Source organism: Mycobacterium sp. shizuoka-1, from assembly GCF_002723835.1.
In the GTDB taxonomy this organism is placed as follows: Bacteria; Actinomycetota; Actinomycetes; order Mycobacteriales; family Mycobacteriaceae; genus Mycobacterium.
Genome location: NZ_BEWG01000104.1, coordinates 93,425 through 116,951 on the forward strand (window position 1 = coordinate 93,425; position 23,527 = coordinate 116,951).

21 protein-coding genes are annotated in these 23,527 nt (G+C 68.4%); 16 read left to right on the forward strand and 5 right to left on the reverse strand.

What is annotated here, in order from left to right; all coding sequences use genetic code 11:
- Positions 1 to 86 precede the first annotated feature (86 nt).
- Positions 87 to 275, forward strand: a complete 189-nt coding sequence (locus MSZK_RS26000; RefSeq protein WP_099251509.1) for a helix-turn-helix domain-containing protein — start codon at positions 87 to 89, stop codon at positions 273 to 275.
- Here the strand turns inward: MSZK_RS26000 and MSZK_RS26005 are convergent.
- Both MSZK_RS26005 and MSZK_RS26010 read right to left on the reverse strand, forming a co-directional pair.
- Positions 262 to 831 (reverse strand): TetR/AcrR family transcriptional regulator, encoded by a 570-nt coding sequence (locus tag MSZK_RS26005; RefSeq protein WP_099251412.1) that lies wholly within the window; start codon positions 829 to 831, stop codon positions 262 to 264. The genes MSZK_RS26000 and MSZK_RS26005 overlap by 14 nt on opposite strands.
- A 6-nt stretch (positions 832 to 837) precedes the next feature.
- On the reverse strand, positions 838 to 3,669 hold the full coding sequence (locus MSZK_RS26010; protein ID WP_099251413.1) for an aconitate hydratase: 2,832 nt from the start codon (positions 3,667 to 3,669) through the stop codon (positions 838 to 840).
- A 170-nt stretch (positions 3,670 to 3,839) separates the two neighbouring features.
- Here MSZK_RS26010 and MSZK_RS26015 point away from each other — a divergent pair, with 170 nt between their 5' ends.
- The 9 genes from MSZK_RS26015 to MSZK_RS26055 all read left to right on the forward strand — a co-directional run bounded on the left by MSZK_RS26015 (position 3,840) and on the right by MSZK_RS26055 (position 12,687).
- The gene (locus tag MSZK_RS26015) at positions 3,840 to 4,403 is read left to right on the forward strand and encodes a DUF6676 family protein (RefSeq protein ID WP_099251414.1); all 564 of its coding nucleotides are present in this window, start codon (positions 3,840 to 3,842) and stop codon (positions 4,401 to 4,403) included.
- Between the two features lie 190 nt (positions 4,404 to 4,593).
- The gene (ripA, locus tag MSZK_RS26020; protein WP_099251415.1) at positions 4,594 to 6,060 is read left to right on the forward strand and encodes an NlpC/P60 family peptidoglycan endopeptidase RipA; all 1,467 of its coding nucleotides are present in this window, start codon (positions 4,594 to 4,596) and stop codon (positions 6,058 to 6,060) included.
- Positions 6,061 to 6,086: 26 nt separating this feature from the next.
- A complete protein-coding gene (gene ripB / locus MSZK_RS26025; protein ID WP_099251416.1) occupies positions 6,087 to 6,776 on the forward strand; it encodes an NlpC/P60 family peptidoglycan endopeptidase RipB in 690 nt (229 codons plus the stop codon).
- A gap of 130 nt (positions 6,777 to 6,906) precedes the next feature.
- Positions 6,907 to 8,025, forward strand: coding sequence for a MoxR family ATPase (locus MSZK_RS26030; RefSeq protein WP_099251417.1), 1,119 nt, complete (start codon positions 6,907 to 6,909; stop codon positions 8,023 to 8,025).
- Entirely contained in the window at positions 8,022 to 8,966 is a 945-nt protein-coding gene (locus MSZK_RS26035; protein ID WP_099251418.1) for a DUF58 domain-containing protein, read from the forward strand. The genes MSZK_RS26030 and MSZK_RS26035 overlap by 4 nt, the downstream gene beginning before the upstream one ends.
- Entirely contained in the window at positions 8,963 to 9,970 is a 1,008-nt protein-coding gene (locus MSZK_RS26040) for a VWA domain-containing protein (RefSeq protein ID WP_099251419.1), read from the forward strand. Before MSZK_RS26035 ends, MSZK_RS26040 begins: the two co-directional genes overlap by 4 nt.
- A gap of 65 nt (positions 9,971 to 10,035) precedes the next feature.
- Complete coding sequence (gene fabG1 / locus MSZK_RS26045) at positions 10,036 to 10,776, forward strand: 3-oxoacyl-ACP reductase FabG1 (protein ID WP_099251420.1); 741 nt, start codon at positions 10,036 to 10,038, stop codon at positions 10,774 to 10,776.
- A 35-nt stretch (positions 10,777 to 10,811) separates the two neighbouring features.
- A complete protein-coding gene (gene inhA / locus MSZK_RS26050) occupies positions 10,812 to 11,618 on the forward strand; it encodes an NADH-dependent enoyl-ACP reductase InhA (RefSeq protein ID WP_099251421.1) in 807 nt (268 codons plus the stop codon).
- A gap of 4 nt (positions 11,619 to 11,622) precedes the next feature.
- On the forward strand, positions 11,623 to 12,687 hold the full coding sequence (locus MSZK_RS26055; protein WP_099251422.1) for a ferrochelatase: 1,065 nt from the start codon (positions 11,623 to 11,625) through the stop codon (positions 12,685 to 12,687).
- Here the strand turns inward: MSZK_RS26055 and MSZK_RS26060 are convergent.
- On the reverse strand, positions 12,656 to 13,516 hold the full coding sequence (locus MSZK_RS26060; protein WP_099251423.1) for a hypothetical protein: 861 nt from the start codon (positions 13,514 to 13,516) through the stop codon (positions 12,656 to 12,658). The genes MSZK_RS26055 and MSZK_RS26060 overlap by 32 nt on opposite strands.
- Before the next feature lie 77 nt (positions 13,517 to 13,593).
- On the opposite strand from MSZK_RS26060, the gene MSZK_RS26065 reads away from it, so the two are divergent.
- Together MSZK_RS26065 and MSZK_RS26070 are read left to right on the forward strand one after the other, a co-directional pair.
- Positions 13,594 to 14,028, forward strand: a complete 435-nt coding sequence (locus MSZK_RS26065; protein WP_099251424.1) for an NfeD family protein — start codon at positions 13,594 to 13,596, stop codon at positions 14,026 to 14,028.
- Positions 14,029 to 14,040: 12 nt separating this feature from the next.
- Positions 14,041 to 15,219, forward strand: coding sequence for an SPFH domain-containing protein (locus MSZK_RS26070; protein ID WP_099251425.1), 1,179 nt, complete (start codon positions 14,041 to 14,043; stop codon positions 15,217 to 15,219).
- Here MSZK_RS26070 and MSZK_RS26075 read toward each other — a convergent pair.
- Positions 15,216 to 15,926, reverse strand: a complete 711-nt coding sequence (locus MSZK_RS26075; protein WP_199203494.1) for a TVP38/TMEM64 family protein — start codon at positions 15,924 to 15,926, stop codon at positions 15,216 to 15,218. The genes MSZK_RS26070 and MSZK_RS26075 overlap by 4 nt on opposite strands.
- A 144-nt stretch (positions 15,927 to 16,070) precedes the next feature.
- Here MSZK_RS26075 and mutA point away from each other — a divergent pair, with 144 nt between their 5' ends.
- The 4 genes from mutA (at position 16,071) to MSZK_RS26095 (ending at position 22,548) form a co-directional block, all read left to right on the forward strand.
- A complete protein-coding gene (mutA, locus tag MSZK_RS26080; RefSeq protein WP_099251427.1) occupies positions 16,071 to 17,966 on the forward strand; it encodes a methylmalonyl-CoA mutase small subunit in 1,896 nt (631 codons plus the stop codon).
- A gap of 1 nt (position 17,967) precedes the next feature.
- Positions 17,968 to 20,223 carry a methylmalonyl-CoA mutase gene (gene scpA / locus MSZK_RS26085; RefSeq protein ID WP_099251428.1) on the forward strand — a complete coding sequence of 752 codons (2,256 nt, stop codon included), beginning with the start codon at positions 17,968 to 17,970 and terminating at the stop codon, positions 20,221 to 20,223.
- Positions 20,223 to 21,206, forward strand: a complete 984-nt coding sequence (gene meaB, locus MSZK_RS26090) for a methylmalonyl Co-A mutase-associated GTPase MeaB (protein WP_099251429.1) — start codon at positions 20,223 to 20,225, stop codon at positions 21,204 to 21,206. The genes scpA and meaB overlap by 1 nt, the downstream gene beginning before the upstream one ends.
- A 73-nt stretch (positions 21,207 to 21,279) precedes the next feature.
- The gene (locus tag MSZK_RS26095) at positions 21,280 to 22,548 is read left to right on the forward strand and encodes a serine hydrolase domain-containing protein (RefSeq protein WP_199203495.1); all 1,269 of its coding nucleotides are present in this window, start codon (positions 21,280 to 21,282) and stop codon (positions 22,546 to 22,548) included.
- Between the two features lie 465 nt (positions 22,549 to 23,013).
- On the opposite strand, the gene MSZK_RS32160 is transcribed toward MSZK_RS26095, so the two are convergent.
- On the reverse strand, positions 23,014 to 23,193 hold the full coding sequence (locus tag MSZK_RS32160; protein WP_142390010.1) for a hypothetical protein: 180 nt from the start codon (positions 23,191 to 23,193) through the stop codon (positions 23,014 to 23,016).
- Positions 23,194 to 23,527: the final 334 nt, after the last annotated feature.

A 23,527-nucleotide genomic window follows, 5' to 3' on the forward strand; every position in this document is an offset into this window, starting at 1 on the left:
GCACCATTTCGGTCATTTCGGCCACGCCGCGCAGATGCGCTCCTACGCTGTGGGCTATTGGCGCCGATCGACCGGGGAGGGTGATCATGAGGAAGCCGAACGAAGCCCGAGATCAGTTGTTGGACAGCCTGCGCAACGCGTACGAGGGGGGCGCGAGTATCCGTACCCTGGTGGCCTCGACCGGCCGCTCGTACGGCTCGATCCACGCGTTGTTGCGCGAGTCGGGGACCACGATGCGCAGTCGCGGCGGGCCCAACCACGTCACGCGTCGGTAGCGCGCACCGAATCTTCCACCAGATCCAGCACGGCGGACAGGCGCTGGGGGTCTTCACCGGCCGCCAGCCGCGCCACCAGTCCGTCGAGCACCAGGTCCAGATAGCACTGCAGCACGTCGGGCGCCACGTCCTCGCGCAACCGGCCGGCCTGCTTCTGCCTGCGTAGCCGGTCGCTGGTGGCCGCCGACAGTTCGGCTGAGCGCTCCGCCCAGCCGCGCTGGAACACCGGGTCATTGCGCAGCTTGCGGGCGATCTCCAATCGGGTTGCCAGCCAATCGAATTGATCGGGTGCGGCCAGCATGTCCCGCATCACCTGGATGAGACCCTGGCTCGAGGCGACCTCCGCCATCCGGGCGGCGTCTTCGCGTGCCAGCGCGAAGAACAGGGTGTCCTTGTCGCGGAAGTGGTGAAAGATCGCACCACGAGACAGACCGATGGTCTGCTCCAGGCGGCGCACGGTTGCTTTGTCGTAGCCGTACTCGGCAAAGCAGCGCCGTGCGCCGTCGAGGATCTGGCGGCGGCGGGCCGCCAGATGGTCCTCGCTGACCCGGGGCACGTCCGGCTAGCCGGACGTCAGCATGTTGCGGAGCACGTACTGCAGGATGCCGCCGTTGCGGTAGTAGTCGGCCTCGCCGGGCGTGTCGATGCGCACCACGGCGTCGAATTCGACGGCGCTGCCGTCCTCTTTCGTGGCCTTGACGTGAACGGTCTTCGGCGTCTTGCCGTTGTTCAGCTCCTCGATGCCGGTGATGTCGAACACCTCGGTGCCGTCCAGCTTGAGGCTGGCCGCGGATTCGCCCGCCGGGAACTGCAGCGGGATCACGCCCATGCCGATCAGGTTGGACCGGTGGATGCGCTCGAAGGACTCGGTGATCACCGCGCGCACACCCAGCAGCGTGGTGCCCTTTGCTGCCCAGTCCCGCGACGAGCCCGATCCGTATTCCTTGCCGCCCAACACAACCAGGGGAATGCCGGCGGCCTGGTAATTCTGCGAGGCGTCGTAGATGAACGCTTGCGGTCCGCCGTCCTGGGTGAAGTCGCGGGTGTAGCCACCGGAGACGTCGTCGAGCAGCTGGTTCTTCAGGCGGATGTTGGCGAACGTCCCGCGGATCATCACCTCGTGGTTGCCGCGGCGCGACCCCAGCGAGTTGAAGTCCTTGGGCTCGACGCCGTTGGCTTCGAGGTACTGGGCGGCCGGCGTGCCCTTCTTGATGCTGCCGGCCGGCGAGATGTGGTCGGTGGTCACCGAATCGCCCAGCAGCGCAAGAACCCTGGCGCCGGTGATGTCCTTGACCGGTTCCGGCTCGGCGGGCATGCCGTCGAAGTACGGCGCCTTGCGGACGTAGGTCGAGGCTTCGTCCCATTCGAAGGTGCTGCCCTCCGGGGTGGGCAACGACCGCCAGCGCTCGTCACCTTTGAAGACGTCGGCGTAGCTGGCGGTGAACATATCCCGGCTGATCGAGGACGCGATGGTCTCTTGGATCTCGGCAGTCGTGGGCCAGATGTCCTTCAAATAGACGTCGTTGCCGTCGGTGTCCTGGCCCAGCGGATCGGTCTCGAAGTCGAAGTCCATGGTGCCCGCGATGCCGTAGGCGATCACCAGCGGCGGGGACGCCAGGTAGTTCATCTTGACGTCGGGGGAGATGCGGCCTTCGAAGTTGCGGTTGCCCGAGAGCACCGCGGTGACCGACAGATCGTTGTCGTTGATGGCCTTGCTGATCTCGTCGGGCAGCGGCCCGGTGTTGCCGATGCACGTGGTGCAGCCGTAGCCGCCCAGGTAGTAGCCCAGCTTCTCCAGGTAGGGCCACAGGCCCGCCTTGTTGTAGTAGTCGGTGACCACCTGGGAACCGGGCGCCATGTTGGTCTTGACCCACGGCTTGGAGGTCAGCCCCTTCTCCACGGCCTTCTTGGCCAGCAGCGCGGCGCCGAGCATCACCGACGGGTTGGAGGTGTTGGTACACGAGGTGATACCGGCGACCACGACAGCGCCGTGGTCGAGCACGAATTCGCCGCGGTCGGCAGATGTGACGGTCACCGGCTTGCTCGGCCGGCCCGCGGCCCCGTTGGCCGCAGACGGGCGGGCGTCGACCGCGCCGTCGTCGGCGAACGAGAGCGACACCGGGTCGCTGGCCGGGAACGACTCCTCGACAGCCTCGTCGAGCTTGGTCTCCGGTGCCGGATGGTTCTCTTCGACGTAGTTGTGGATGTCCTTGCGGAACGCGTTCTTCGCGTCGGACAGCTCGATGCGGTCCTGCGGGCGCTTCGGGCCGGAGATCGACGGCACGACGGTGGACAGATCCAGTTCCAGGTACTCGGAGAAGACGGGCTCCTTCGCCGGGTCGTGCCACATGCCCTGCGCCTTGGCGTAGGCCTCGACCAGAGCCAGCTGCTCGTCGGTGCGCCCGGTCAGCCGCAGATAGCTGATGGTCTCCTCATCGATCGGGAACATCGCTGCGGTGGAACCGAACTCGGGGCTCATGTTGCCCAGCGTGGCGCGGTTGGCCAGCGGCACCTCGGCCACCCCGTCGCCGTAGAACTCGACGAACTTGCCCACCACGCCGTGCTTGCGCAGCATGTCGGTCACGGTCAGCACGACGTCGGTCGCGGTCACGCCCGGCTTGATCTCGCCGGTCAGTTTGAAGCCGACCACACGGGGGATGAGCATCGACACCGGCTGGCCCAGCATGGCGGCCTCGGCCTCGATACCGCCGACGCCCCAGCCGAGCACGCCCAGGCCGTTTTCCATGGTGGTGTGGCTGTCGGTGCCCACACAGGTGTCCGGATAGGCGACACCATCGCGGGTCATCACCACGCGGGCCAGGTACTCGATGTTGACCTGGTGCACGATGCCGGTGCCGGGCGGGACGACCTTGAAGTCGTCGAAGGCGCCCTGACCCCAGCGCAGGAACTGGTAGCGCTCGCCGTTGCGTTCGTATTCGAGTTCGACGTTGCGCTCGAAGGCGTCGGCGGTGCCGAACACGTCCAGGATCACCGAGTGGTCGATCACCATCTCGGCGGGCGAGAGCGGGTTGACCTTGTCCGGGTCACCGCCCAGCGCGGCGACGGCCTCCCGCATGGTGGCCAGGTCGACGATGCAGGGGACGCCGGTGAAGTCCTGCATCAGCACGCGCGCCGGCGTGAACTGGATCTCGATGCTCGGCTCGGCCGAGGGATCCCAGTTGGCGATCGCTTCGATGTGCTCCTTGGTGATGTTGGCACCGTCCTCGGTGCGCAGCAGGTTCTCGGCGAGCACCTTGAGGCTGTAGGGAAGTTTCTCGGTCCCGGGCACCGCGTCGAGGCGGTAGATCTGGTAGCTGTTGTCGCCGACCTTCAGATTGTCGCGCGCTCCAAACGAATTCACTGAATCGCTCACATCAACTCCCGGCGTTGTCATTCGGTGCCGACGGGCTGTGTCGGCATCCGGCTCGAATACTAACAGTACGCTTGTCCTGCTAAGCAGGCGGACCGGTGACCGGGCGCGGCCACCAAGCACTCCCGCCAGTCTTGTCTTCCTCGGCGCGTGGTGCCACCCCGGGGTCGCGCGCGGGGGTACGGTTTCGGATCGTGACGAATCTGCACGCGCCGACCTACATTCCCGTGGAGGTGTGCAGCAGCGTGGGGCTGGCCCCGTCGACCCCGGTCGAGCAGTGCCTGGCCGCGGTCAAGGCCGACGTGGACGCCGACGGTGTCGCCGCGCCTGCCGCCGACGCCGACGGCCTGCGGCAGGTGGTGGCCGGCGCACGCGAGAAGGGCATCGACCTCAAGGTCGTCGTGCTGGAGAACAGCCCGGCCATCGACACCCCGTTGCGCGATATCGCCACCGAGATCGGCAGCACCGATCCCGGTGCCACGGTCTTGGTGCTGAGCCCGGGCTGGGCCGGGACCTACAGCACCACCTATGACCGCGTCACGCTGGAAGCGGGCCAGGATGTGGCCAAGACGGCGCCCAATCCCGTGGTCGGCACACAGGCATTTGTCGACCAGTTGGACACCCCGGACTTTCCCTGGATGGGATTAACGATCACGCTCGTGATCGGGGTGGCCGGGGCGGCTGTTTTGACCCGAGTTCTGCAGCGTCGAGCCCGCCGCTCGCAAAATGCCACAACCGCTGCTGAGCAGGCAAAATAGCCTTATCTGGCAAATCAATAAGATTACTTTTCGGCAACATCCCGTAAATGACAAACATGTAATTCTTGCCGGAAGTTTCCTCTGCGACAAATGTGACGTACGGTGCAACTGTCGCCATTGTTAATGATGTGACTCATGTGACATCTGTTACTGGCGTGACTGCACGTGGAGCAGAGGAGACCAGAGTCGAATGAGACGTTCCCATCGCGGCTCTCTTTTCCGGCCGGCCATCCGCATCGCCAAGCCGGTGTGCCCGTTGGCCCTGTCCGTCGCCATGACGCTGACGGTGCCGGGGCTGGCCCAGGCCGAGCCCGCCGGCGGCCCGAACACGATCGCCGGGCTGATCGCCGACGTCGCCGACGCCAACCAGCGGCTGCAGGACATCGGTGCCAAGGTGCAGGCCGAGCAGGAGAGTGTCAACAAGGCGATTGTCGACGTGCAGACCGCTCGCGACGCGGCGACCGCCGCCAGTGCGCAGGTCGAGGAGAGCGCGCAGGCGGTCTCCGCCGCCAACGCCGCCATCGCCGATGCCCAGAAGCGTTTCGACACCTTCGCTGCGGCGACCTACATCAACGGGCCCTCGGCCGCACTGGTGATGGCCACCAACCCCGAAGACATCATCGCCAGCACGTCGGCGGGGCAGACCCTGGCCGTCAGCTCCCAGCAGGTGATGACCGACCTGCAGCGCGCCCGCACCGAGCAGGTCAACAAGGAGTCCGCGGCCCGGCTGGCCAAGGAGAAGGCCGACCAGGCCGTCGTCGACGCCGAAGCCAGCCAGCAGTCCGCGGTCAGCGCGCTCACCGCCGCACAGAAGACGTTCGCCGATCAGCAGGCCGAGATCAACCGGCTGGCCGCCGAACGCAAGGCCGCCCAGGAGAAGCTCGACGCCGCCCGCCTCTCGGTTCAGCGGTCGACGCCGGCGGATTCGCCTGCCGCGGTGCCCCAGTCGGCCGCGACCGGCCCGGCGACCCCGGGGGATCGCTGGGATCCGGCCGCGCCTGGTTCACCCAAAGCGCCCAACGCCGGCGTCGTCCCGCCGTACGGCAGCGCCTCGGAATGGGACACCACCCTGCCGATGGTGCCCAGCGCGTTCGTCTCCGGCGATCCGATCCAGATCATCAACGCGGTGTTGCAGATCTCGTCGTCCTCGCTGAACGCGACCAAGCAGATGGGCAAGACCTTCCTGCAGAAGCTGGGCATCCTCAAGCCCGACGACACCGGCATCACCAACGGTGCGATTCCCTACGTGTACGGCGCGCAGGCCTCCGAGTACGTGATCAAACGAGCCATGTCCCAGATGGGCGTGCCGTACTCGTGGGGCGGCGGGACCGCCACCGGCCCCAGCAACGGAATCGACAGCGGCGCAGGCACCGTCGGCTTCGACTGCTCCGGGCTGATCCTCTATGCGTTCGCCGGTGTCGGCATCAAGCTGCCGCACTACTCGGGGTCGCAGTACAACATGGGCCGCAAGATCCCGTCGTCGCAGATGCGCCGCGGTGACGTGATCTTCTACGGCCCCGGCGGCAGCCAGCACGTGACGCTCTACCTGGGCCAGGGCCAAATGCTCGAAGCTCCCTACACCGGCTCCAACGTGAAGATCTCGCCGGTACGCACCAGCGGCATGACACCGTTCGTCGTCCGCTACATCGAATACTGACTTTCAGCTGTACAGGAGTTTTCCCTATGTCTCGCACCAGTTCTCGGCGGCTGTTCGTCGGGACGATCCTGACGGCACTGACTCTGGGGCTGGGCATTGCCGCCCCGGCGAATGCCGATCCGGGCGAGTGGGACCCGACGCTGCCCAAGATCCTCAGTGCCGGCGCCCCCGGCGATCCGCTGGCCGTGGCCAACGCCTCGCTGCAGGTCACCCAGCAGGCTGCCCAGGCCACCATGGACCTGGGCCGCAGGTTCCTGGCCGGGCTCGGCATCGGCGGCTCGCCCTCGGCGCTGCCCGGTGGCCGGGTCCGGGGCCCGCAGGCCATCGAATACGTGATCGCCCGCGGCGCCTCCCAGCGCGGCGTGCCCTACTCGTGGGGCGGCGGCGCGATCAACGGCCCCAGCGCCGGGGTGGAAGAGGACGCCGGCAAGGTCGGCTACGACTGCTCGGGCTTCACCCGCTACGCCTTCGCCGGGGTGGGGGTGCAGATCCCCAAGTACTCCGGCGACCAGTACAACGCGGGCCGGCACATCCCGCCGTCACAGGCAAAGCGCGGCGACCTGATCTTCTACGGACCGAACGGCACCCAGCACGTCGCGCTCTATCTGGGCAACGGCCAGATGCTGGAGGCTTCGTCGGCGGCCGGTCAGGTCACCGTCAGCCCGGTCCGCACCGCGGGCATGACGCCGTACCTGACGCGCATCATCGAGACCTGAGCGCGGCCCGGCCAACCCCGTTGCCCGACGCGCCAGCGAACGGGGCACGTCGACGGATCTCAGAACGCCTGGAATAGTTGTGTGCGGGTGCCGAGGTGCCCGAGGAAACCAACAGCTGTGGAGGAAGTCGATGACGTCACCAGGTGGGTCGCCCGCAGGCCCCGGAGGGTTTGCCGGGCCGACCGGAGCACCGGCCGCGCCGCCGTCCGGCGGTAACGGTCTGGCCGGCGAGGTGCACACCCTGGAACGGGCGATCTTCGAGGTCAAGCGCATCATCGTGGGCCAGGACCAGCTCGTCGAGCGCATCCTGGTCGGGCTGCTGGCCAAGGGGCACGTGCTGCTCGAAGGTGTCCCCGGTGTCGCCAAGACGCTGGCGGTCGAGACCTTCGCGAAGGTGGTCGGCGGCACCTTCGCCCGCATCCAGTTCACCCCCGACCTGGTGCCCACCGACATCATCGGTACCCGCATCTACCGCCAGGGCCGCGAGGAATTCGACACCGAGTTCGGCCCTGTCATGTGCAACTTCCTGCTGGCCGACGAGATCAACCGCGCTCCGGCAAAGGTGCAGTCGGCGCTGCTGGAGGTCATGGCCGAGCGCAAGATCTCCATCGGCGGCAAGGACTACCCGCTGCCCAAGCCGTTCCTGGTGATGGCCACCCAGAACCCGATCGAGAACGAGGGCGTCTACCCGCTGCCCGAAGCGCAGCGGGACCGCTTCCTGTTCAAGATCAACGTGGACTATCCCTCGCCGGAGGAAGAACGCGAGATCATCTACCGGATGGGGGTCGCCCCGCCGGAGCCCAAGCAGATCCTCAACACCGGTGATCTGCAGCGGCTGCAGGAGGTCGCCGCGAACAACTTCGTCCACCACGCGCTGGTGGACTACGTGGTGCGCGTCGTCACCGCGACCCGGCGGCCCGAGCAGTTCGGCATGAACGACGTCAAGTCCTGGGTGGCGTTCGGCGCCTCGCCGCGCGCGTCGCTGGGCATCATCGCCGCCGCCCGCGCGCTCGCGCTGGTGCGCGGCCGCGACTACGTGATCCCGCAGGACGTCATCGACGTGATCCCCGACGTGCTGCGCCACCGCCTGGTGCTGACCTACGACGCGCTGGCCGACGACGTCAAGGCCGAGACCGTGATCAACCGGATCCTGCAGACCGTTGCGCTGCCTCAGGTGAACGCCGTTCCGCAGCAAGGACATTCGGCGCCTCCGGGGGTTCCCGCCGGGGCGGGTGCCAACGGTCGGTGAGCGAATCGGAAACCATCCACCCGCCGTCGTTCCAGCGCGGTGAGATCGGTGACGCCAAGCTCTCGGCCGCACTGCGCACCCTCGAGCTCACGGTCAAGCGCAAGCTCGACGGGGTGCTGCACGGCAACCACCTCGGCCTGATCCCCGGCCCGGGCTCGGAGCCGGGGGAGTCGCGGCTCTACCAGCCCGGTGACGACGTACGCCGGATGGACTGGTCGGTCACCGCCCGCACCACCCACCCGCACGTGCGGCAGATGATCGCCGACCGCGAGTTGGAGACGTGGCTGGTGGTCGACATGTCGGCCAGCCTGGACTTCGGCACCACCGGCTGCGAGAAGCGCGACCTGGCCGTCGCCGCGGCGGCCGCCATCACCTATCTCAACAGCGGCGGCGGCAACCGCATCGGCGCGTTGGTCGCCAACGGCGACTCGATCGTGCGGGTACCGGCCCGCTCCGGACGCCAGCACGAGCAGAGCCTGCTGCGAGCGATCGCCACGGCGCCGCGCGCGCCACTGGGGGTTCGGGGTGACCTGGCCGCCGCGATCGACGCCCTGCGCAGGCCCGAACGTCGCCGCGGGATGGCGGTGGTGATCAGTGACTTCCTGGGCCCGATCAACTGGATGCGGCCGCTGCGCGCCATCGCCGCCCGCCACGAGGTGCTCGGCATCGAGGTGCTCGACCCGCGCGACGTCGAACTGCCGCCGGTCGGCGACGTGATCCTGCAGGACACCGAGTCCGGCGCCACCCGCGAATTCACCATCGACGAGCAGTTGCGCGACGATTTCGCCCGCGCCGCCGCGGTGCACCGCGAAGAGGTGGCGCGCACCCTGCGCCGCTGCGGCGCACCGCTGATGACGCTGCGCACCGACCGCGACTGGATCGCCGACATCGTGCGGTTCGTCGCCTCCCGCCGGCGCGGCGCCCTGGCAGGTAGCCAATGACCTTGCCGTTGCTCGGGCCGATGACGCTGTCCGGGTTCGAACACCCGTGGTTCTTCCTGTTCCTGCTCGTCATCGCGGGACTGGTCGGGCTCTACGTCGTGGTGCAGTACGCCCGGCAGAAGCGTTTCCTGCGCTTCGCCAACATGGAACTGCTGGAAAGCGTTGCGCCCAAACGCCCCAACACATGGCGGCACCTGCCCGCGATCCTGTTGATCGCCTCGCTGGTACTGCTGACCATCGCGATGGCCGGGCCCACCCACGATGTGCGCATCCCGCGCAACCGCGCGGTGGTGATGCTGACCATCGACGTCTCGCAGTCGATGCGCGCCACCGACGTCGAGCCCAGCCGGCTGGCCGCCGCGCAGGAAGCCGCCAAGCAGTTCGCCGATCAGCTCACCCCGGGCATCAACCTGGGGCTGATCGCCTATGCCGGCACGGCCACCGTTCTGGTGTCGCCGACGACCAACCGCGAGGCCACCAAACAGGCGATCGACAAGCTGCAACTGGCCGACCGCACCGCCACCGGCGAGGCGATCTTCACCTCGCTGCAGGCCATCGCGACGGTCGGCGCGGTGATCGGTGGTGGTGACACCCCGCCGCCGGCCCGCATCGTGCTGATGTCGGACGGCAAGGAGACCGTGCCGTCCAACCCGGACAACCCCAAGGGTGCGTTCACCGCCGCCCGCACGGCCAAGGATCAGGGTGTGCCGATCTCCACGGTGTCGTTCGGTACCCCGTACGGCTATGTCGAGATCAACGACCAGCGCCAGCCGGTTCCGGTGGACGACGACATGCTCAAGAAGATCGCCGAGCTCTCCGGCGGCAACGCCTACACCGCGTCGAGCCTGCAGCAGCTCAAAGAGGTCTTCACCTCGCTGCAGGACCAGATCGGCTACGAGACCATCCGGGGTGAGGCCTCCACCGGCTGGCTGCGGCTCGGGGCGCTGGTGCTGGCCGTCGCCGCCCTGTCCGCGTTGCTGATCAACCGCCGTCTGCCGGGCTGACACCACGCGTTTTCGGCGCGTCGCCAATTTCAAGGAAAGCGAGCCGAGGCACTAAGTTGACTCCCATGACCGACAACGCTGTGGGAGCAAAACCCGCATTCGTCTCCCGTTCGGTGCTCGTCACCGGTGGAAACCGGGGCATCGGCCTGGCGATCGCGCAGCGACTGGCCGCCGACGGCCACAAGGTCGCGGTCACCCATCGCGGTTCCGGCGCACCCGAAGGACTGTTCGGGGTGGAGTGCGACGTCACCGACAGTGCGGCGGTGGACCGCGCGTTCACCGAGGTCGAGGAACATCAGGGCCCTGTCGAGGTGCTGGTGTCCAACGCAGGCATCTCCAAGGACGCCTTCCTGATCCGGATGACCGAAGACCGGTTCACCGACGTGATCGACGCCAACCTCACCGGGGCGTTCCGGGTGGCCCAGCGTGCGTCACGCAGCATGCAGCGCAAGCGTTTCGGCCGGATCATCTTCATCGGCTCGGTGTCGGGGATGTGGGGCATCGGCAACCAGGCGAACTATGCGGCCGCCAAGGCCGGCCTGATCGGCATGGCCCGCTCGATCTCGCGCGAACTGTCCAAGGCCGGCGTCACCGCCAACGTCGTCGCACCCGGCTACATCGACACCGAGATGACCCGTGCGCTCGACGAGCGCATCCAGGAGGGTGCGTTGGACTTCATCCCGGCCAAACGGGTCGGGACGGCGCAGGAGGTCGCCGGGGCGGTCAGCTTCCTGGCATCCGAGGACGCCAGTTACATCGCCGGTGCGGTGATCCCGGTCGACGGCGGTATGGGCATGGGCCACTGAGTCGGTACGAAGAGACACGAACTGAAGGGCTTCACATGACTCTTTTGCAAGGCAAGCGCATCCTCGTCACGGGAATCATCACCGACAGCTCGATCGCGTTCTACATCGCCAAGGTCGCACAGGAGGCCGGCGCAGAGCTGGTGCTCACCGGCTTCGACCGGATGAAACTGATCCGCCGGATCGCCGACCGGCTGCCCAACCCGGCGCCGCTGATCGAACTCGACGTGCAGAATGAGGAGCACCTGTCGACGCTGGCCGACCGGATCACCGCCGAGATCGGCGAGGGCAACAAGCTCGACGGCGTGGTGCACTCCATCGGCTTCATGCCGCAGACCGGGATGGGCATCAACCCGTTCTTCGACGCCCCGTACGAGGATGTCGCCAAGGGCATCCACATCTCGGCGTATTCCTATGCCTCCCTGGCCAAGGCCGTGCTGCCGGTGATGAATCCCGGCGGCGGCATCGTCGGCATGGACTTCGACCCCACCCGGGCGATGCCGGCCTACAACTGGATGACGGTCGCCAAGAGCGCGCTGGAGTCGGTCAACCGGTTCGTTGCGCGCGAAGCCGGCAAGGTCGGGGTGCGGTCCAATCTGGTTGCCGCGGGCCCGATCCGGACCCTGGCGATGAGTGCGATCGTCGGCGGTGCGCTGGGTGAAGAGGCCGGCGCACAGATGAAGCTGCTCGAAGAGGGCTGGGATCAGCGTGCCCCGCTGGGCTGGAACATGAAGGACCCGACGCCGGTCGCCAAGACGGTGTGCGCCCTGCTCTCGGACTGGCTGCCCGCCACCACCGGCGGCATCATCTTCGCCGACGGTGGCGCCAGCACCCAGCTGCTCTAGGCCGATGTCCGCGCCGGCGTTTGACGCGCTGCTCGTGCTGTCGTTCGGCGGCCCGGAGGGCCCCGAACAGGTGATGCCGTTCCTGGAGAACGTGACTCGCGGCCGGGGTATCCCGCCCGAGCGGCTGGCCGCCGTCGCCGAGCACTACCTGCACTTCGGTGGTGTCTCGCCGATCAACGGCATCAACCGCGCGCTGATCGAGGCGATCCGCGCCGAGCTCGCCGAGCGCGGTGAGCAGCTGCCGGTGTACTTCGGCAACCGCAACTGGCACCCGATGGTCGAAGACACCGTCGCCGCGATGACGTCCGACGGTGTCCGGCGTGCCGCGGTGTTCGCCACCTCCGCGTGGGGTGGCTACTCCGGATGCGCCCAGTACCAGGAGGACATCGTCCGCGCTCGTGCCGCGGTCGGCGACGGTGCGCCGGAACTGGTCAAGCTGCGCCAGTACTTCGACCATCCGCTGCTGGTGGCGATGTTCGCCGACGCGATCGCCGATGCCGCTGCGACACTGCCCGACTCGGTGCGCCCCGACGCCCGGCTGGTGTTTACCGCGCATTCGATACCCCTGCGCGCCGCCGACCGGTGCGGGCCGGATCTGTATGCCCGCCAGGTGCATTACACCGCCGCGCTGGTGGCGGCGGCCGCCGGCTACGCCGACTACGACGTGGTGTGGCAGTCCCGGTCCGGTCCACCCCAGGTGCCGTGGCTGGAACCCGATGTCGGGGACCATCTCTGCGCGCTGGCCGAATCGGGCACCACCGCGGTGCTGATCTGTCCGGTGGGGTTCGTCGCCGACCACATCGAAGTGGTGTGGGACTTGGACAACGAATTGCGGGAACAGGCCGACGATTTGGGAATCGCGCTGGCGCGGGCGACGACACCCAATGCCCAGCCCCGCTTCGCCCGGTTGGTGCTCGACCTCCTCGACGAGGTGCGCGACGGCCGGGAGCCGTCGAGAGTGGTTGGGTCCCAGCCCGTTCCGGGTTACGGGGCCAGCGTCGACGGCCGGTTCTGCACGCCGCAGTGTGCGGCGGGCGCTAGTGCCAGGCCGAGTGCAGGATCGCGCTGACCGCGGCGAGCCGGGCCGAGCGGACCACAGAGGCCAGCGGCCGCAGCGCGTCGTTGGCGATCTGCGCCTCCGAGGCGCTCTGCGTGCCGATCGGCATCAACCCCGAGCTGACCGAGATGATCGCATCGACATGGGCGGCGTTCTCCAGCACCCGAAGCGCCCTGGTCGGAGCGTGATCGGGCGCGCGGTGATGCCGGCCGGATTCCAGGATCTGCTCGACGAGCCCGCGCGGATCGTCCACCCCGCCCGCGGCCCCGAGCTGCAAGGCGCCCAGCGCCTCGGCCGCTGAGCGGACCGCCGACCGCAGCGTGTACTCCGCCTCGCCGAGGTCGAGGTGATCCGGCACCGGGGCGGCGGGCAGCGAGTACACCGTCCACGACAGCGCGCACAGTTCCGGCACCCGGTCGCCGTCGGGCAGTTCGTCGTCGGTGTCGTCGTACTCGAAATCGGGGACCAGGCCGATGGTGTCCCCGGCCGGACTGGTCACGATGATCGCCTCGCCGGCACTCAGTGCGTCCCGCTGGAACTGGGTACCCGCCGCCAGGCCGCGCACGTCGCCGGGTACCGGCAGTGCAACGCTGATCGCCGGCGGTCGGTCACCGGTCGAGCGGCCGGCCACGGTGCGCAACGTCTGCAGCAACGACACCGCGCCGGCGTCGTCCACATCCGGCCAGGGCAGGCCGGTATGGCCGGCCGCGACGGAATCGTAGGCGGTCACCGAATGTGTTGGCGCCCAGGCGGATAACGCGTCGAGGACGTCATCGGGCGCGGCTTGGCCGGCGAGCCACGCATTGGCCCACAGGGACAGTGAAACGCTTGGGCACCACATGATGCTCGCAGTGTAGTGGTTCGTCCCCGAACCGGCTTTCCGCGTCCGCGGCGCCGTCTGCCGCGTACCCTGGGAACATGCCCGCGGCGCTGATCTGGCTCGTGTTCGCCTTGGGCCTTGCCGGGGCCGAGGCACTGACGGGCGACATGTTCCTGCTGATGCTGTCCGGCGGAGCCCTGGCCGCCGCCGGCTCGAGCTGGCTGCTCGACCTACCGGTGTGGGCCGACGGGCTGGTCTTCCTGGTGGTGTCGGTCCTGCTCGTGGCGCTGGTACGCCCGGCGCTGCGACGTAAGTTCACCGCGGGCAAGGGCCTGCCCGAACCGGTCAAGGCGCTGGAGGGCCGCAGCGCGCTGGTGCTCGATCGGGTCGCGCAGCACGAAGGCCAGGTCAAGCTCGACGGCGAGGTCTGGACGGCCCGCCCCTACAACGACAACGATGTCTACGAGCCGGGCGACCACGTCACCGTCATGCACATCGACGGAGCCACCGCGGTCGTCTGGAAAAACGGGTAAGGAGAACCCTTCATGGACGGTGCCATCGCCGGTCTGGTCCTGCTCGCGGTGCTGGTGGTGTTCGCCATCATCGTCGTCGCCAAGTCCATCGCGCTGATCCCGCAGGCCGAGGCGGCGGTCATCGAGCGGCTGGGCCGCTACAGCAAGACGGTCTCCGGGCAGCTGACCCTGCTGGTCCCGTTCGTCGACAAGATCCGCGCCCGGGTGGACCTGCGCGAGCGGGTGGTGTCGTTCCCGCCGCAGCCGGTGATCACCGAGGACAACCTGACCGTCAACATCGACACCGTGGTGTATTTCCAGGTCACCAACCCGCAGGCGGCGGTGTACCAGATCAGCAACTACATCGTCGGTGTCGAGCAACTGACCACCACCACCCTGCGCAACGTGGTCGGCGGCATGACCCTGGAGCAGACCCTGACCAGCCGCGACCAGATCAACGGGCAGCTACGCGGCGTCCTCGACGAGGCCACCGGCCGCTGGGGGCTGCGGGTGGCGCGGGTGGAGCTGCGCAGCATCGACCCGCCGCCGTCCATCCAGGACTCGATGGAAAAGCAGATGCGCGCCGACCGCGAGAAGCGCGCGATGATCCTCACCGCCGAGGGCAACCGGGAGGCGTCGATCAAGCAGGCCGAGGGGCAGAAGCAAGCCCAGATCCTGGCCGCCGAGGGTGCCAAGCAGGCCGCGATCCTGGCGGCCGAGGCCGACCGGCAGTCCCGGATCCTGCGCGCCCAGGGCGAGCGAGCCGCCTCCTACCTGCAGGCCCAGGGCCAGGCCAAGGCGATCGAGAAGACCTTCGCCGCGATCAAGGCCGGTCGGCCCACCCCGGAGATGTTGGCCTACCAGTACCTGCAGACGCTGCCGCAGATGGCCAAGGGTGAAGCCAACAAGGTGTGGCTGGTGCCCAGCGACTTCGGTTCGGCGCTGCAGGGATTCACCAAGCTGCTCGGCGCGCCCGGCGAGGACGGGGTGTTCCGGTACACGCCCTCACCGGTCGACGAGACCGCAGCCAAGGCCGACGACGACGCCGACGAGGTCGCCGACTGGTTCGACACCAAGACCGACCCGGCGATCGCTCAGGCGGTGGCCCGGGCCGAGGCCGAAGCCCGCGCGTCGGTGCCGGTGGTCGGCGCGGCGCCGGTCATCCCGCCGCAGGATGCCATCGCGCCGCCGGGGTCCCACCGGGCCCCCTAGTTGTCGGCGGCGGGCTTACGCCGGTGCGTGCGCACCTCGTAGACCAGCCCGGCCACGCCGACGGCGGCGGTACACACCGACACCAGCACCAGCAGCGGGCTGATGTTGCCGGTCAGCGCGTCACCGAGGAAGACCACCGCCGCGGTGCCGGGGATCAGTCCGGCCAGCGTCGCGCCGAGGTACGGCAGCGCCCGCACCGCGGACGCGCCGGCGGCGTAGTTGAGCACCGAGAACGGCACGGCCGGGATCATCCGCAGCGAGAAGATCGCCTGCCAGCCGCGGGCCCGCAGCCGCGCGTCCACCGACTCCAGAGCCGGATGGCTGACCAGCTTGCTGAACTGCCAACCCAGCGCCCGCACCAGCAGTAGCGCGATCAGCGCGCTCACCGTGCTGGCGGCCACCGCGATCACCACGCCCAGGCCGGGCCCGAACAACAGACCGGCGGCCAGCGTGAATGCGGTGCGCGGGAACGGGAACACGGTCACCACGATGTGGGCGCCGAGGAACGCCAACGGGAACCAGGCGCCCAACGACGTCGCCCAATCCCGCAGCTGCACCGCGGTGGGCAACGGCACCAGCACCACGACTGCGACGAGAATCACAGAGGCGACCGCGGTGACGATCAGGCGCGTCCGAGATACCTGGCGCGCGGTGGAGATCACCGCGCTACGCACACTGCGCCACGTGCTGCGGGCCTTCGATGTCACGTTCACCAAGGTTACGGCCCGCGATGCGACGGGTTGCCGAGTGCGACGCGGGTTACCGGCGGGTAGCCGTAGTCGGCCACGTCACGCCTGACGTGATCATTTAGCCTGATGGTCTGATGGCTGGTCCCGGTACCGGCTGCCCCAATGCTGCGACAACAGGAGTTGCCGGTGTCAGTAGAGATCGAGGCAAGCCGCGCCCGCTGGCGCACGGCGGTGGCCGGCGTGCTGGCCAAGAGCAGCCGGAAAGATCCGGCGGATCTGCCCGCTGAGCCCGAGACACTGCTGGAATCGCCCACCTACGAGGGCTTCCCGATCCGGCCGCTCTACACCGGACTCGACGCGCTGCCCGAACCGCCGCTGCCCGGCGACTGGCCGTTTGTCCGCGGCGCCGATGCGCACCGCGACGTGCTGGCCGGCTGGAAGGTCGCCGAGGTGTTCCCGGCTCCCGGCGGCGCGGTGGCCGACGGCAATGCCGCCGTGCTGGCCGCCCTCGCCGACGGGGTCAGCGCGCTGGTGCTGCGCGTCGGCGAGTCCGGGGTGCCCGCCGCGGACCTGGACCGGCTGCTGGAGGGGGTCTACCTCGAGCTCGCACCGGTGATCCTCGATGCCGGGGCGCGCTTTGCCGCCGCCGCCGAGGCGGTGCTGGCCCTGGTCGCCGGCGCCGACGACGCCCAGCGCGCGATATCGGCGGGCAGGAGCGAAGCGACCCGGGAAACTGGACTGTCGATCGATCTTGGTGCCGACCCGCTCACCGCACCGCTCAGCGGCTTCGCCGCACCGGAACTCGACGAGCTGACCCGCGTCGCGACGGGTCTGGCCGGCACCGCCGGGGTACGCGCGATCACCGTCGACGGCCCGGCGTTCCACAACCGCGGCGCCAACGCCGCATGGGAGCTGGCCGGGGCGCTGGGCGCCGCCGTCGACTATGTGCGCGCCCTGGTCGACGCCGGTATCGAGGTGGCCGACGCGGTGCGCCAGATCAGCTTCCGGCTGGTGGCCGACGACGACCAGTTCATGACGATCGCGAAATTCCGCGCAGCCCGCCAACTCTGGGCCCGGGTCGCCGACGTGCTCGGACAGCCCGAGGCCGGGGCCGCGACGGTGCACGCAGTCACCTCGCTGCCGATGATGACGCAGCGCGACCCCTGGGTGAACATGCTGCGCACCACGCTGGCCGCGTTCGGCGCCGGCGTCGGGGGAGCGGACACCGTGGCGGTGCAGCCGTTCGACGTGGCGATCCCGAGCGGGTTCCCCGGCATCAGCCCGGGTTTCGCCCGCCGCATCGCACGCAACACCCAGCTGCTGCTGCTCGAGGAGTCCCACATCGGCCGGGTGCTGGACCCCGCGGGCGGTTCCTGGTACGTCGAGGATCTCACCGATCGCCTTGCCGCCCAGGCCTGGTCGCACTTCCAGGACATCGAAGCCCGCGGCGGTTTCACCGCGGCACGCGAGCATGTCGCCGAGCAGATCGAGCAGGTGCGGGCACAACGCGCCGAGGACATCGCCCACCGCCGCACCGCGGTGACAGGCGTCAATGAGTTCCCCAACCTGACCGAACCCCCGCTGCCGCACTATGACTCGTCGGACACCGTGCGCCGCTACGCCGCCGGTTTCGAGGCGCTGCGGGACCGCTCGGATGCCTATCTGGAGCGCACCGGGTCCCGCCCGGTCGTCCTGCTGCTGCCGCTGGGACCGCTGGCCGAGAACAACATCCGGGCGACGTTCGCGGCCAACCTGCTGGCCTCCGGCGGCATCGAGGCGGTCAATCCGGGCACCGTCGACGCCGCCGGAACAGCCGCCGCGATCGCCGATGCCGGGGCGTCGGTGGCGGTGATCTGTGGCACCGACGCCCGCTACGGCACCGACGCCGCCGCGGTGGTGGCGGCCGCCCGGGCCGCCGGGCTGGACCAGATCCTGCTCGCCGGTCCGGAGAAAGCCGTCGCCGACGTCCCGGCGGATGGCCGGCCGGACGGTTATCTGACCGCGAAAATCGATGCGGTCGAAGCTCTTTCGTCCCTGCTCACCCGATTGGGGGCCTGATATGACTCAGTCCGATGTCGCACTCGTGCCCAGCTTTGCCGACGTCCCGCTGCGTGGGCAGCGTCCGGTGGCCCCGCCCACCGAGGCGGCCGTCGCCGAGCGGGTCGCCGCCGCCGCGGCCGCACACGGCTACACCGCCGAGCAGCTGGACTGGCAGACCCCCGAGGGCATCGCCGTCAAGCCGGTCTATACCGGTGCCGACCGTGACGCCGTCGTCGCCGCCGGCTATCCGCTGGACAGCTTCCCCGGCGAGCCGCCGTTCATCCGTGGGCCCTACCCGACGATGTATGTCAACCAGCCGTGGACCATCCGGCAGTACGCCGGGTTCTCCACCGCCGCCGAATCCAATGCCTTCTACCGGCGCAACCTCGCGGCCGGCCAGAAGGGCCTGTCGGTGGCCTTCGATCTGGCCACCCACCGCGGCTACGACTCCGACCATCCCCGGGTCGCCGGTGACGTCGGCATGGCGGGCGTGGCCATCGACTCGATCCTGGACATGCGCCAGCTCTTCGACGGCATCGATCTGTCCACCGTGAGTGTCTCGATGACCATGAACGGGGCTGTGCTGCCGATCCTGGCGCTGTACGTGGTGGCGGCCGAGGAGCAGGGTGTGCCGCCGGAGAAGCTGGCCGGGACCATCCAGAACGACATCCTCAAAGAGTTCATGGTCCGCAACACCTACATCTATCCGCCGAAGCCGTCGATGCGGATCATCTCCGACATCTTCGGCTACACCAGCGCCAAGATGCCGAAGTTCAACTCGATCTCGATCTCCGGCTACCACATCCAGGAAGCCGGTGCCACAGCCGATCTCGAGCTCGCCTACACGCTGGCCGACGGGGTGGAGTACCTCAAGGCCGGCCGGGACGCCGGCCTGGACGTCGACACGTTCGCCCCGCGGCTGTCGTTCTTCTGGGGCATCGGGATGAACTTTTTCATGGAGGTCGCCAAGCTGCGGGCCGGCCGGCTGCTGTGGAGTGAACTGGTCGCCGAGTTCGGTGCCAAGAATCCCAAATCGCTGTCCCTGCGCACGCATTCGCAGACCTCCGGCTGGTCGCTGACCGCTCAGGATGTGTTCAACAACGTCGCCAGGACCTGCGTGGAGGCGATGGCGGCCACGCAGGGCCACACCCAGTCGCTGCACACCAACGCCCTCGACGAGGCGCTGGCGCTGCCCACCGATTTCTCGGCGCGCATCGCCCGCAACACGCAGCTGCTGTTGCAGCAGGAGTCGGGCACCACCCGTCCGATCGATCCCTGGGGCGGCTCCTACTACGTGGAGTGGCTGACCCATCAGCTCGCCGAGAAGGCCCGCGCGCACATCGCCGAGGTGGGCGCGCACGGCGGCATGGCACAGGCGATCAGCGACGGCATTCCGAAGCTGCGCATCGAAGAGGCGGCCGCACGCACGCAGGCGCGCATCGACTCCGGCGCCCAGCCGTTGATCGGGGTGAACAAGTACCAGGTGGCCGAGGATCAGGACATCGAGGTCCTCAAGGTCGAGAACAGCCGGGTCCGCGCCGAGCAGCTGGCCAAATTGAAGCAACTCCGCGCCGAGCGTGACGAGGCCGCCTGCCAATCCGCACTCGCCGAACTGTCCCGCGCCGCCGGCGTCACCGGCACGGCGGGGGAGGACGGACTGGGCAACAACCTGCTGGCGCTGGCCATCAACGCCGCGCGGGCCAAGGCCACCCTCGGGGAGATCTCCGACGCCCTCGAGGCGGTGTACGGCAGGCATCAGGCCGAGATCCGCACCATCGCCGGGGTGTACCGCGACGAGGTCGGAAAGGCCCAGAACGTGAGTGCCGCAACCGAATTGGTGGAGAAGTTCGCCGAAGCCGACGGTCGGCGGCCGCGCATCCTGGTGGCCAAGATGGGCCAGGACGGTCACGACCGGGGACAGAAGGTGATCGCCACCGCGTTCGCCGACATCGGCTTCGACGTCGACGTGGGTTCGTTGTTCTCCACGCCGGAGGAGGTCGCCCGCCAGGCTGCCGACAACGACGTCCACGTCGTGGGGGTGTCGTCGCTGGCCGCCGGGCACCTGACTTTGGTTCCGGCGCTGCGCGACGCGCTCGCCGAGGTGGGCCGTCCCGACATCATGGTGGTCGTCGGCGGGGTGATCCCGCCCGGCGACTTCGACGAGCTCTACGCCGCCGGTGCCACCGCGATCTTCCCGCCGGGCACGGTCATCGCCGACGCGGCGGTGGATCTGCTGCACAAGCTCGCCGAGCGGCTCGGGTACGACCTCACCTGATGCCCGCCGACGTCACCGCACTGGCCGAGGCGATCCGAGGCGGCGATCGTGCGGCGCTGTCGCGGGCCATCACCCTGGTGGAATCGACCCGCGCCGACCACCGCGATCAGGCTCAGCAGTTGCTGCTGGAGTTGATGCCAGACGCGGGCCGGGCCCTGCACGTCGGTATCACCGGCGTGCCCGGGGTGGGGAAGTCGACCACCATCGAGGCACTGGGCATGTTCCTCATCGAGGCCGGCCACCGGGTGGCCGTGCTCGCCGTCGACCCGTCGTCCACCCGCACAGGTGGGTCGATCCTGGGGGACAAAACCCGGATGGCGAAGCTTGCCGTGCACCCGGACGCGTACATCCGCCCCTCGCCGACGTCGGGAACCCTCGGCGGCGTGGCAAAGGCGACCCGGGAGTCGATCGTGCTGGCCGAGGCCGCCGGATTCGACGTGATCCTGGTGGAAACGGTCGGGGTAGGACAGTCCGAGGTGGCAGTCGCCAACATGGTGGACACCTTCGTCTTCCTCACGCTGGCCCGCACCGGCGACCAGCTGCAGGGCATCAAGAAGGGTGTCCTCGAGCTCGCCGACATCGTCGTGGTCAACAAGGCCGACGGCGCCCACGCCATCGAGGCCAAGGCCGCCGCGCGCGAGCTGTCGGCCGCGATCAGGCTGATCTATCCACGCGAAACACTTTGGCGTCCACCAGTTTTGACCATGAGCGCGCTTGAGGGTACCGGCTTACGGGAGCTGTGGGACACGGTGCTGGCGCACCGCAACGTGCTGTCGGAAGCCGGCGAGTTCGACGCCCGCAGGCGCAGGCAGCAGGTGGACTGGACATGGTCGATGGTGCGCGACGCCGTCCTCGACCGGGTGCTGAGCCATCCGGCCGTGCGCGCCGAGCGGGCCGAGATCGAGCGCGCGGTCCGCGACGGCGAGCTCACCCCGGCGCTGGCCGCGCAGCGAATCCTGGCCGTGGCCGAGCAGTCAACCTGACAGTCCGACAATCAAGTTAACGGTTTGGCAACAATTTGCTGCAGATGTGCTTAGACCCGTTAAATTCCTCTCTGTGACTCAGGCGACGCGCCGACGCGACACCCTGCCCCATGGGCTGCAGGGCGCCGCCGACCCGAACTTCGCGCTCGCGTTGCGCAACTTCGCGGCGATGTTCCCGCACCCGCGCTTCGGCGGCGGAGCGCTCGCCGTGTATCTCGACGGTCAGCCGGTGGTCGATGTGTGGACCGGGTGGTCGGACCGGCGCGGACGGCAACACTGGTCGGCCGACACCGGCGCCATGGTGTTCTCGGCGACCAAGGGCGTCGCCTCCACGGTCATCCACCGCCTCGTCGACCGCGGCCTGATCGACTACGACGCCCCGGTGGCGGAGTACTGGCCGGAGTTCGGTGCCAACGGTAAGGCGAACATCACCGTTCGCGAGGTGATGCAGCACCGCGCGGGGCTCGCACACCTGCGCGGGGTCCGCAGCCGAGACCTCCTCGACCACCTGGTCATGGAGGACCGTATCGCCGCAGCTCCGGTCGGCCGGTACTTCGGTAAGCCCGCCTATCACGCGCTGACCTACGGCTGGCTGCTGTCCGGCCTGGCCCGCGCGGTCACCGGTACCGGGATGCGGGAACTGATTCGCACCGAAGTGGCCGAGCCGCTCGACACGGACGGGATCCATCTGGGCCGGCCGCCGGCCGGCGCGCCGACCCGCGCCGCCAGCATCATCGGGCCGCAGCGCAACCTCCCGAATCCCGTCTTCAACACCATCGCGCCGCGGATCGCGGCGCTGGAGATGTCGGCGATCTTCGGTTCCATGTACTTCCCCGGTATGCGCTCCACGGTCCAGGGCGCCATGCCGCTGCTGGACAGCGAGCTGCCCGCGGCCAACGGGGTGGCGACGGCGCGCAGCCTGGCCCGGATGTATGGGGCCATTGCCAACGGTGGCGAGATCGACGGACGGCGCTACCTGTCGTCGGAGCTGGTCGCGGGCCTCACCGGCCGGCGCAACCTGACCCCGGACCGCAACCTGATCCTGCCGCTGGGCTTCCACCTCGGCTATCACGCGCTGCCCATCCCCGGGGTGCTGCCCGGGTTCGGCCATGTCGGGCTCGGCGGTTCGCTCGGCTGGGCGATCCCGGAGGCCGGCTTGTCGTTCTCGTTCGTCCACAACCGGTTGCTGACCCCGTTCGTGGTCGCCGATCAGGCCGGTTTCGTCACCACCGCGGCGCTGATCCGGCGCGGCGCCGCCTCGGCCCGCCGACACGGCTTCGTCCCGGTCGCCGAATTCGGCGCGCGGTTCGGCCATCAGCGGCCCGGGGTCGTCGCGGGGTAGCTGCCCTTCCGACCACCCGGGCCGAAACCTTGCCCGCATACCCGTCTGTCGGCATCATGCCTGGTCGCGGTGTCGTCGGGTACCGCCGCCGACCTGGCCAGATGCGCCGTTTCGGGCCTCCAGCAAACTTTCACAGGGAGTTCACAAGGCGCCGGTAAAGGGGTGACAAATGTCACCGAGGCGACGCTGAACCGTCCGGGAGTTCCCTTTCCGGGGAAAGTTCGCCAATTATCGGCTAATAGCCGGTCATTTATCCTGTCGCGTTTGCTGACTCGGCGCGTGAAATATCAGGGAACGGGTAATCAGCGTCTGCATGACGCCGGGAATGTGGTTTGGATCACGTTTGAGGCTGTTCGGGCAATTAAATCTCAGCCTACTCTCAGGTTAGTAGCCATCTCCTGTGTGCGCCGGGGATAACTGCAGGCTATCGGCTTGCCAGACCCTAAAAGATGGTTGCGGAAACTCTCAGGATGATTGAGCCGCCAGGAACCTCTCGCGGCGCGGTTGCGGTGCGATCGAGCGGTATTTCAAAGTGGTGATAAACCCATTTTCGGCGGGGAGCGCGAAATAATGAAGGCGTCCGATTTCATAATTTGCTATAACGACATCGATACCAATTTGTGTTGGAACCGCGATGGTAAACACCCTGCAACTCCCGCTCGGCCTCGACTCGCCGGGCGTCGGAAGCCATCCGGGTCGCCGTGTTGGAGCAGACGTGTCCACATTGATCCTGTTCAAGGCGATTTCTGTGTGGTGCGACCGCGGCGCGGCGACGATCTCAACGGGAACTTCGGAGCGGTCCCCAGCTATCGGATAAGCGGCCGACCGGCGAGAACGCTGCCCGGTACCGTCGTATTGCCCAATCCCTAATCAAAAACATGCGACATTTCTCGCGGTCTTAGCGAAAAACAGCTAGGCTACCGAGCACATTGGCAACTTCGACTCGGTGGCTTCAGCCGCATTACCGGGACGGGTTGCC

Excerpts from the sequence above, each read along its gene's own strand:
- MSZK_RS26065 (WP_099251424.1), top strand. The coding sequence starts at position 13,594 with ATGCCCGCGGCGCTGATCTGGCTCGTGTTCGCCTTGGGCCTTGCCGGG.
- MSZK_RS26070 (WP_099251425.1), top strand. The coding sequence starts at position 14,041 with ATGGACGGTGCCATCGCCGGTCTGGTCCTGCTCGCGGTGCTGGTGGTG.
- ripB (WP_099251416.1), top strand. The coding sequence starts at position 6,087 with ATGTCTCGCACCAGTTCTCGGCGGCTGTTCGTCGGGACGATCCTGACG.
- scpA (WP_099251428.1), top strand. The coding sequence starts at position 17,968 with ATGACTCAGTCCGATGTCGCACTCGTGCCCAGCTTTGCCGACGTCCCG.
- mutA (WP_099251427.1), top strand. The coding sequence starts at position 16,071 with ATGCTGCGACAACAGGAGTTGCCGGTGTCAGTAGAGATCGAGGCAAGC.
- fabG1 (WP_099251420.1), top strand. The coding sequence starts at position 10,036 with ATGACCGACAACGCTGTGGGAGCAAAACCCGCATTCGTCTCCCGTTCG.
- MSZK_RS26000 (WP_099251509.1), top strand. The coding sequence starts at position 87 with ATGAGGAAGCCGAACGAAGCCCGAGATCAGTTGTTGGACAGCCTGCGC.
- meaB (WP_099251429.1), top strand. The coding sequence starts at position 20,223 with ATGCCCGCCGACGTCACCGCACTGGCCGAGGCGATCCGAGGCGGCGAT.
- ripA (WP_099251415.1), top strand. The coding sequence starts at position 4,594 with ATGAGACGTTCCCATCGCGGCTCTCTTTTCCGGCCGGCCATCCGCATC.
- MSZK_RS26040 (WP_099251419.1), top strand. The coding sequence starts at position 8,963 with ATGACCTTGCCGTTGCTCGGGCCGATGACGCTGTCCGGGTTCGAACAC.
- MSZK_RS26055 (WP_099251422.1), top strand. The coding sequence starts at position 11,623 with ATGTCCGCGCCGGCGTTTGACGCGCTGCTCGTGCTGTCGTTCGGCGGC.
- MSZK_RS26060 (WP_099251423.1), bottom strand. The coding sequence starts at position 13,516 with ATGTGGTGCCCAAGCGTTTCACTGTCCCTGTGGGCCAATGCGTGGCTC.
- inhA (WP_099251421.1), top strand. The coding sequence starts at position 10,812 with ATGACTCTTTTGCAAGGCAAGCGCATCCTCGTCACGGGAATCATCACC.
- MSZK_RS26030 (WP_099251417.1), top strand. The coding sequence starts at position 6,907 with ATGACGTCACCAGGTGGGTCGCCCGCAGGCCCCGGAGGGTTTGCCGGG.
- MSZK_RS26010 (WP_099251413.1), bottom strand. The coding sequence starts at position 3,669 with ATGACAACGCCGGGAGTTGATGTGAGCGATTCAGTGAATTCGTTTGGA.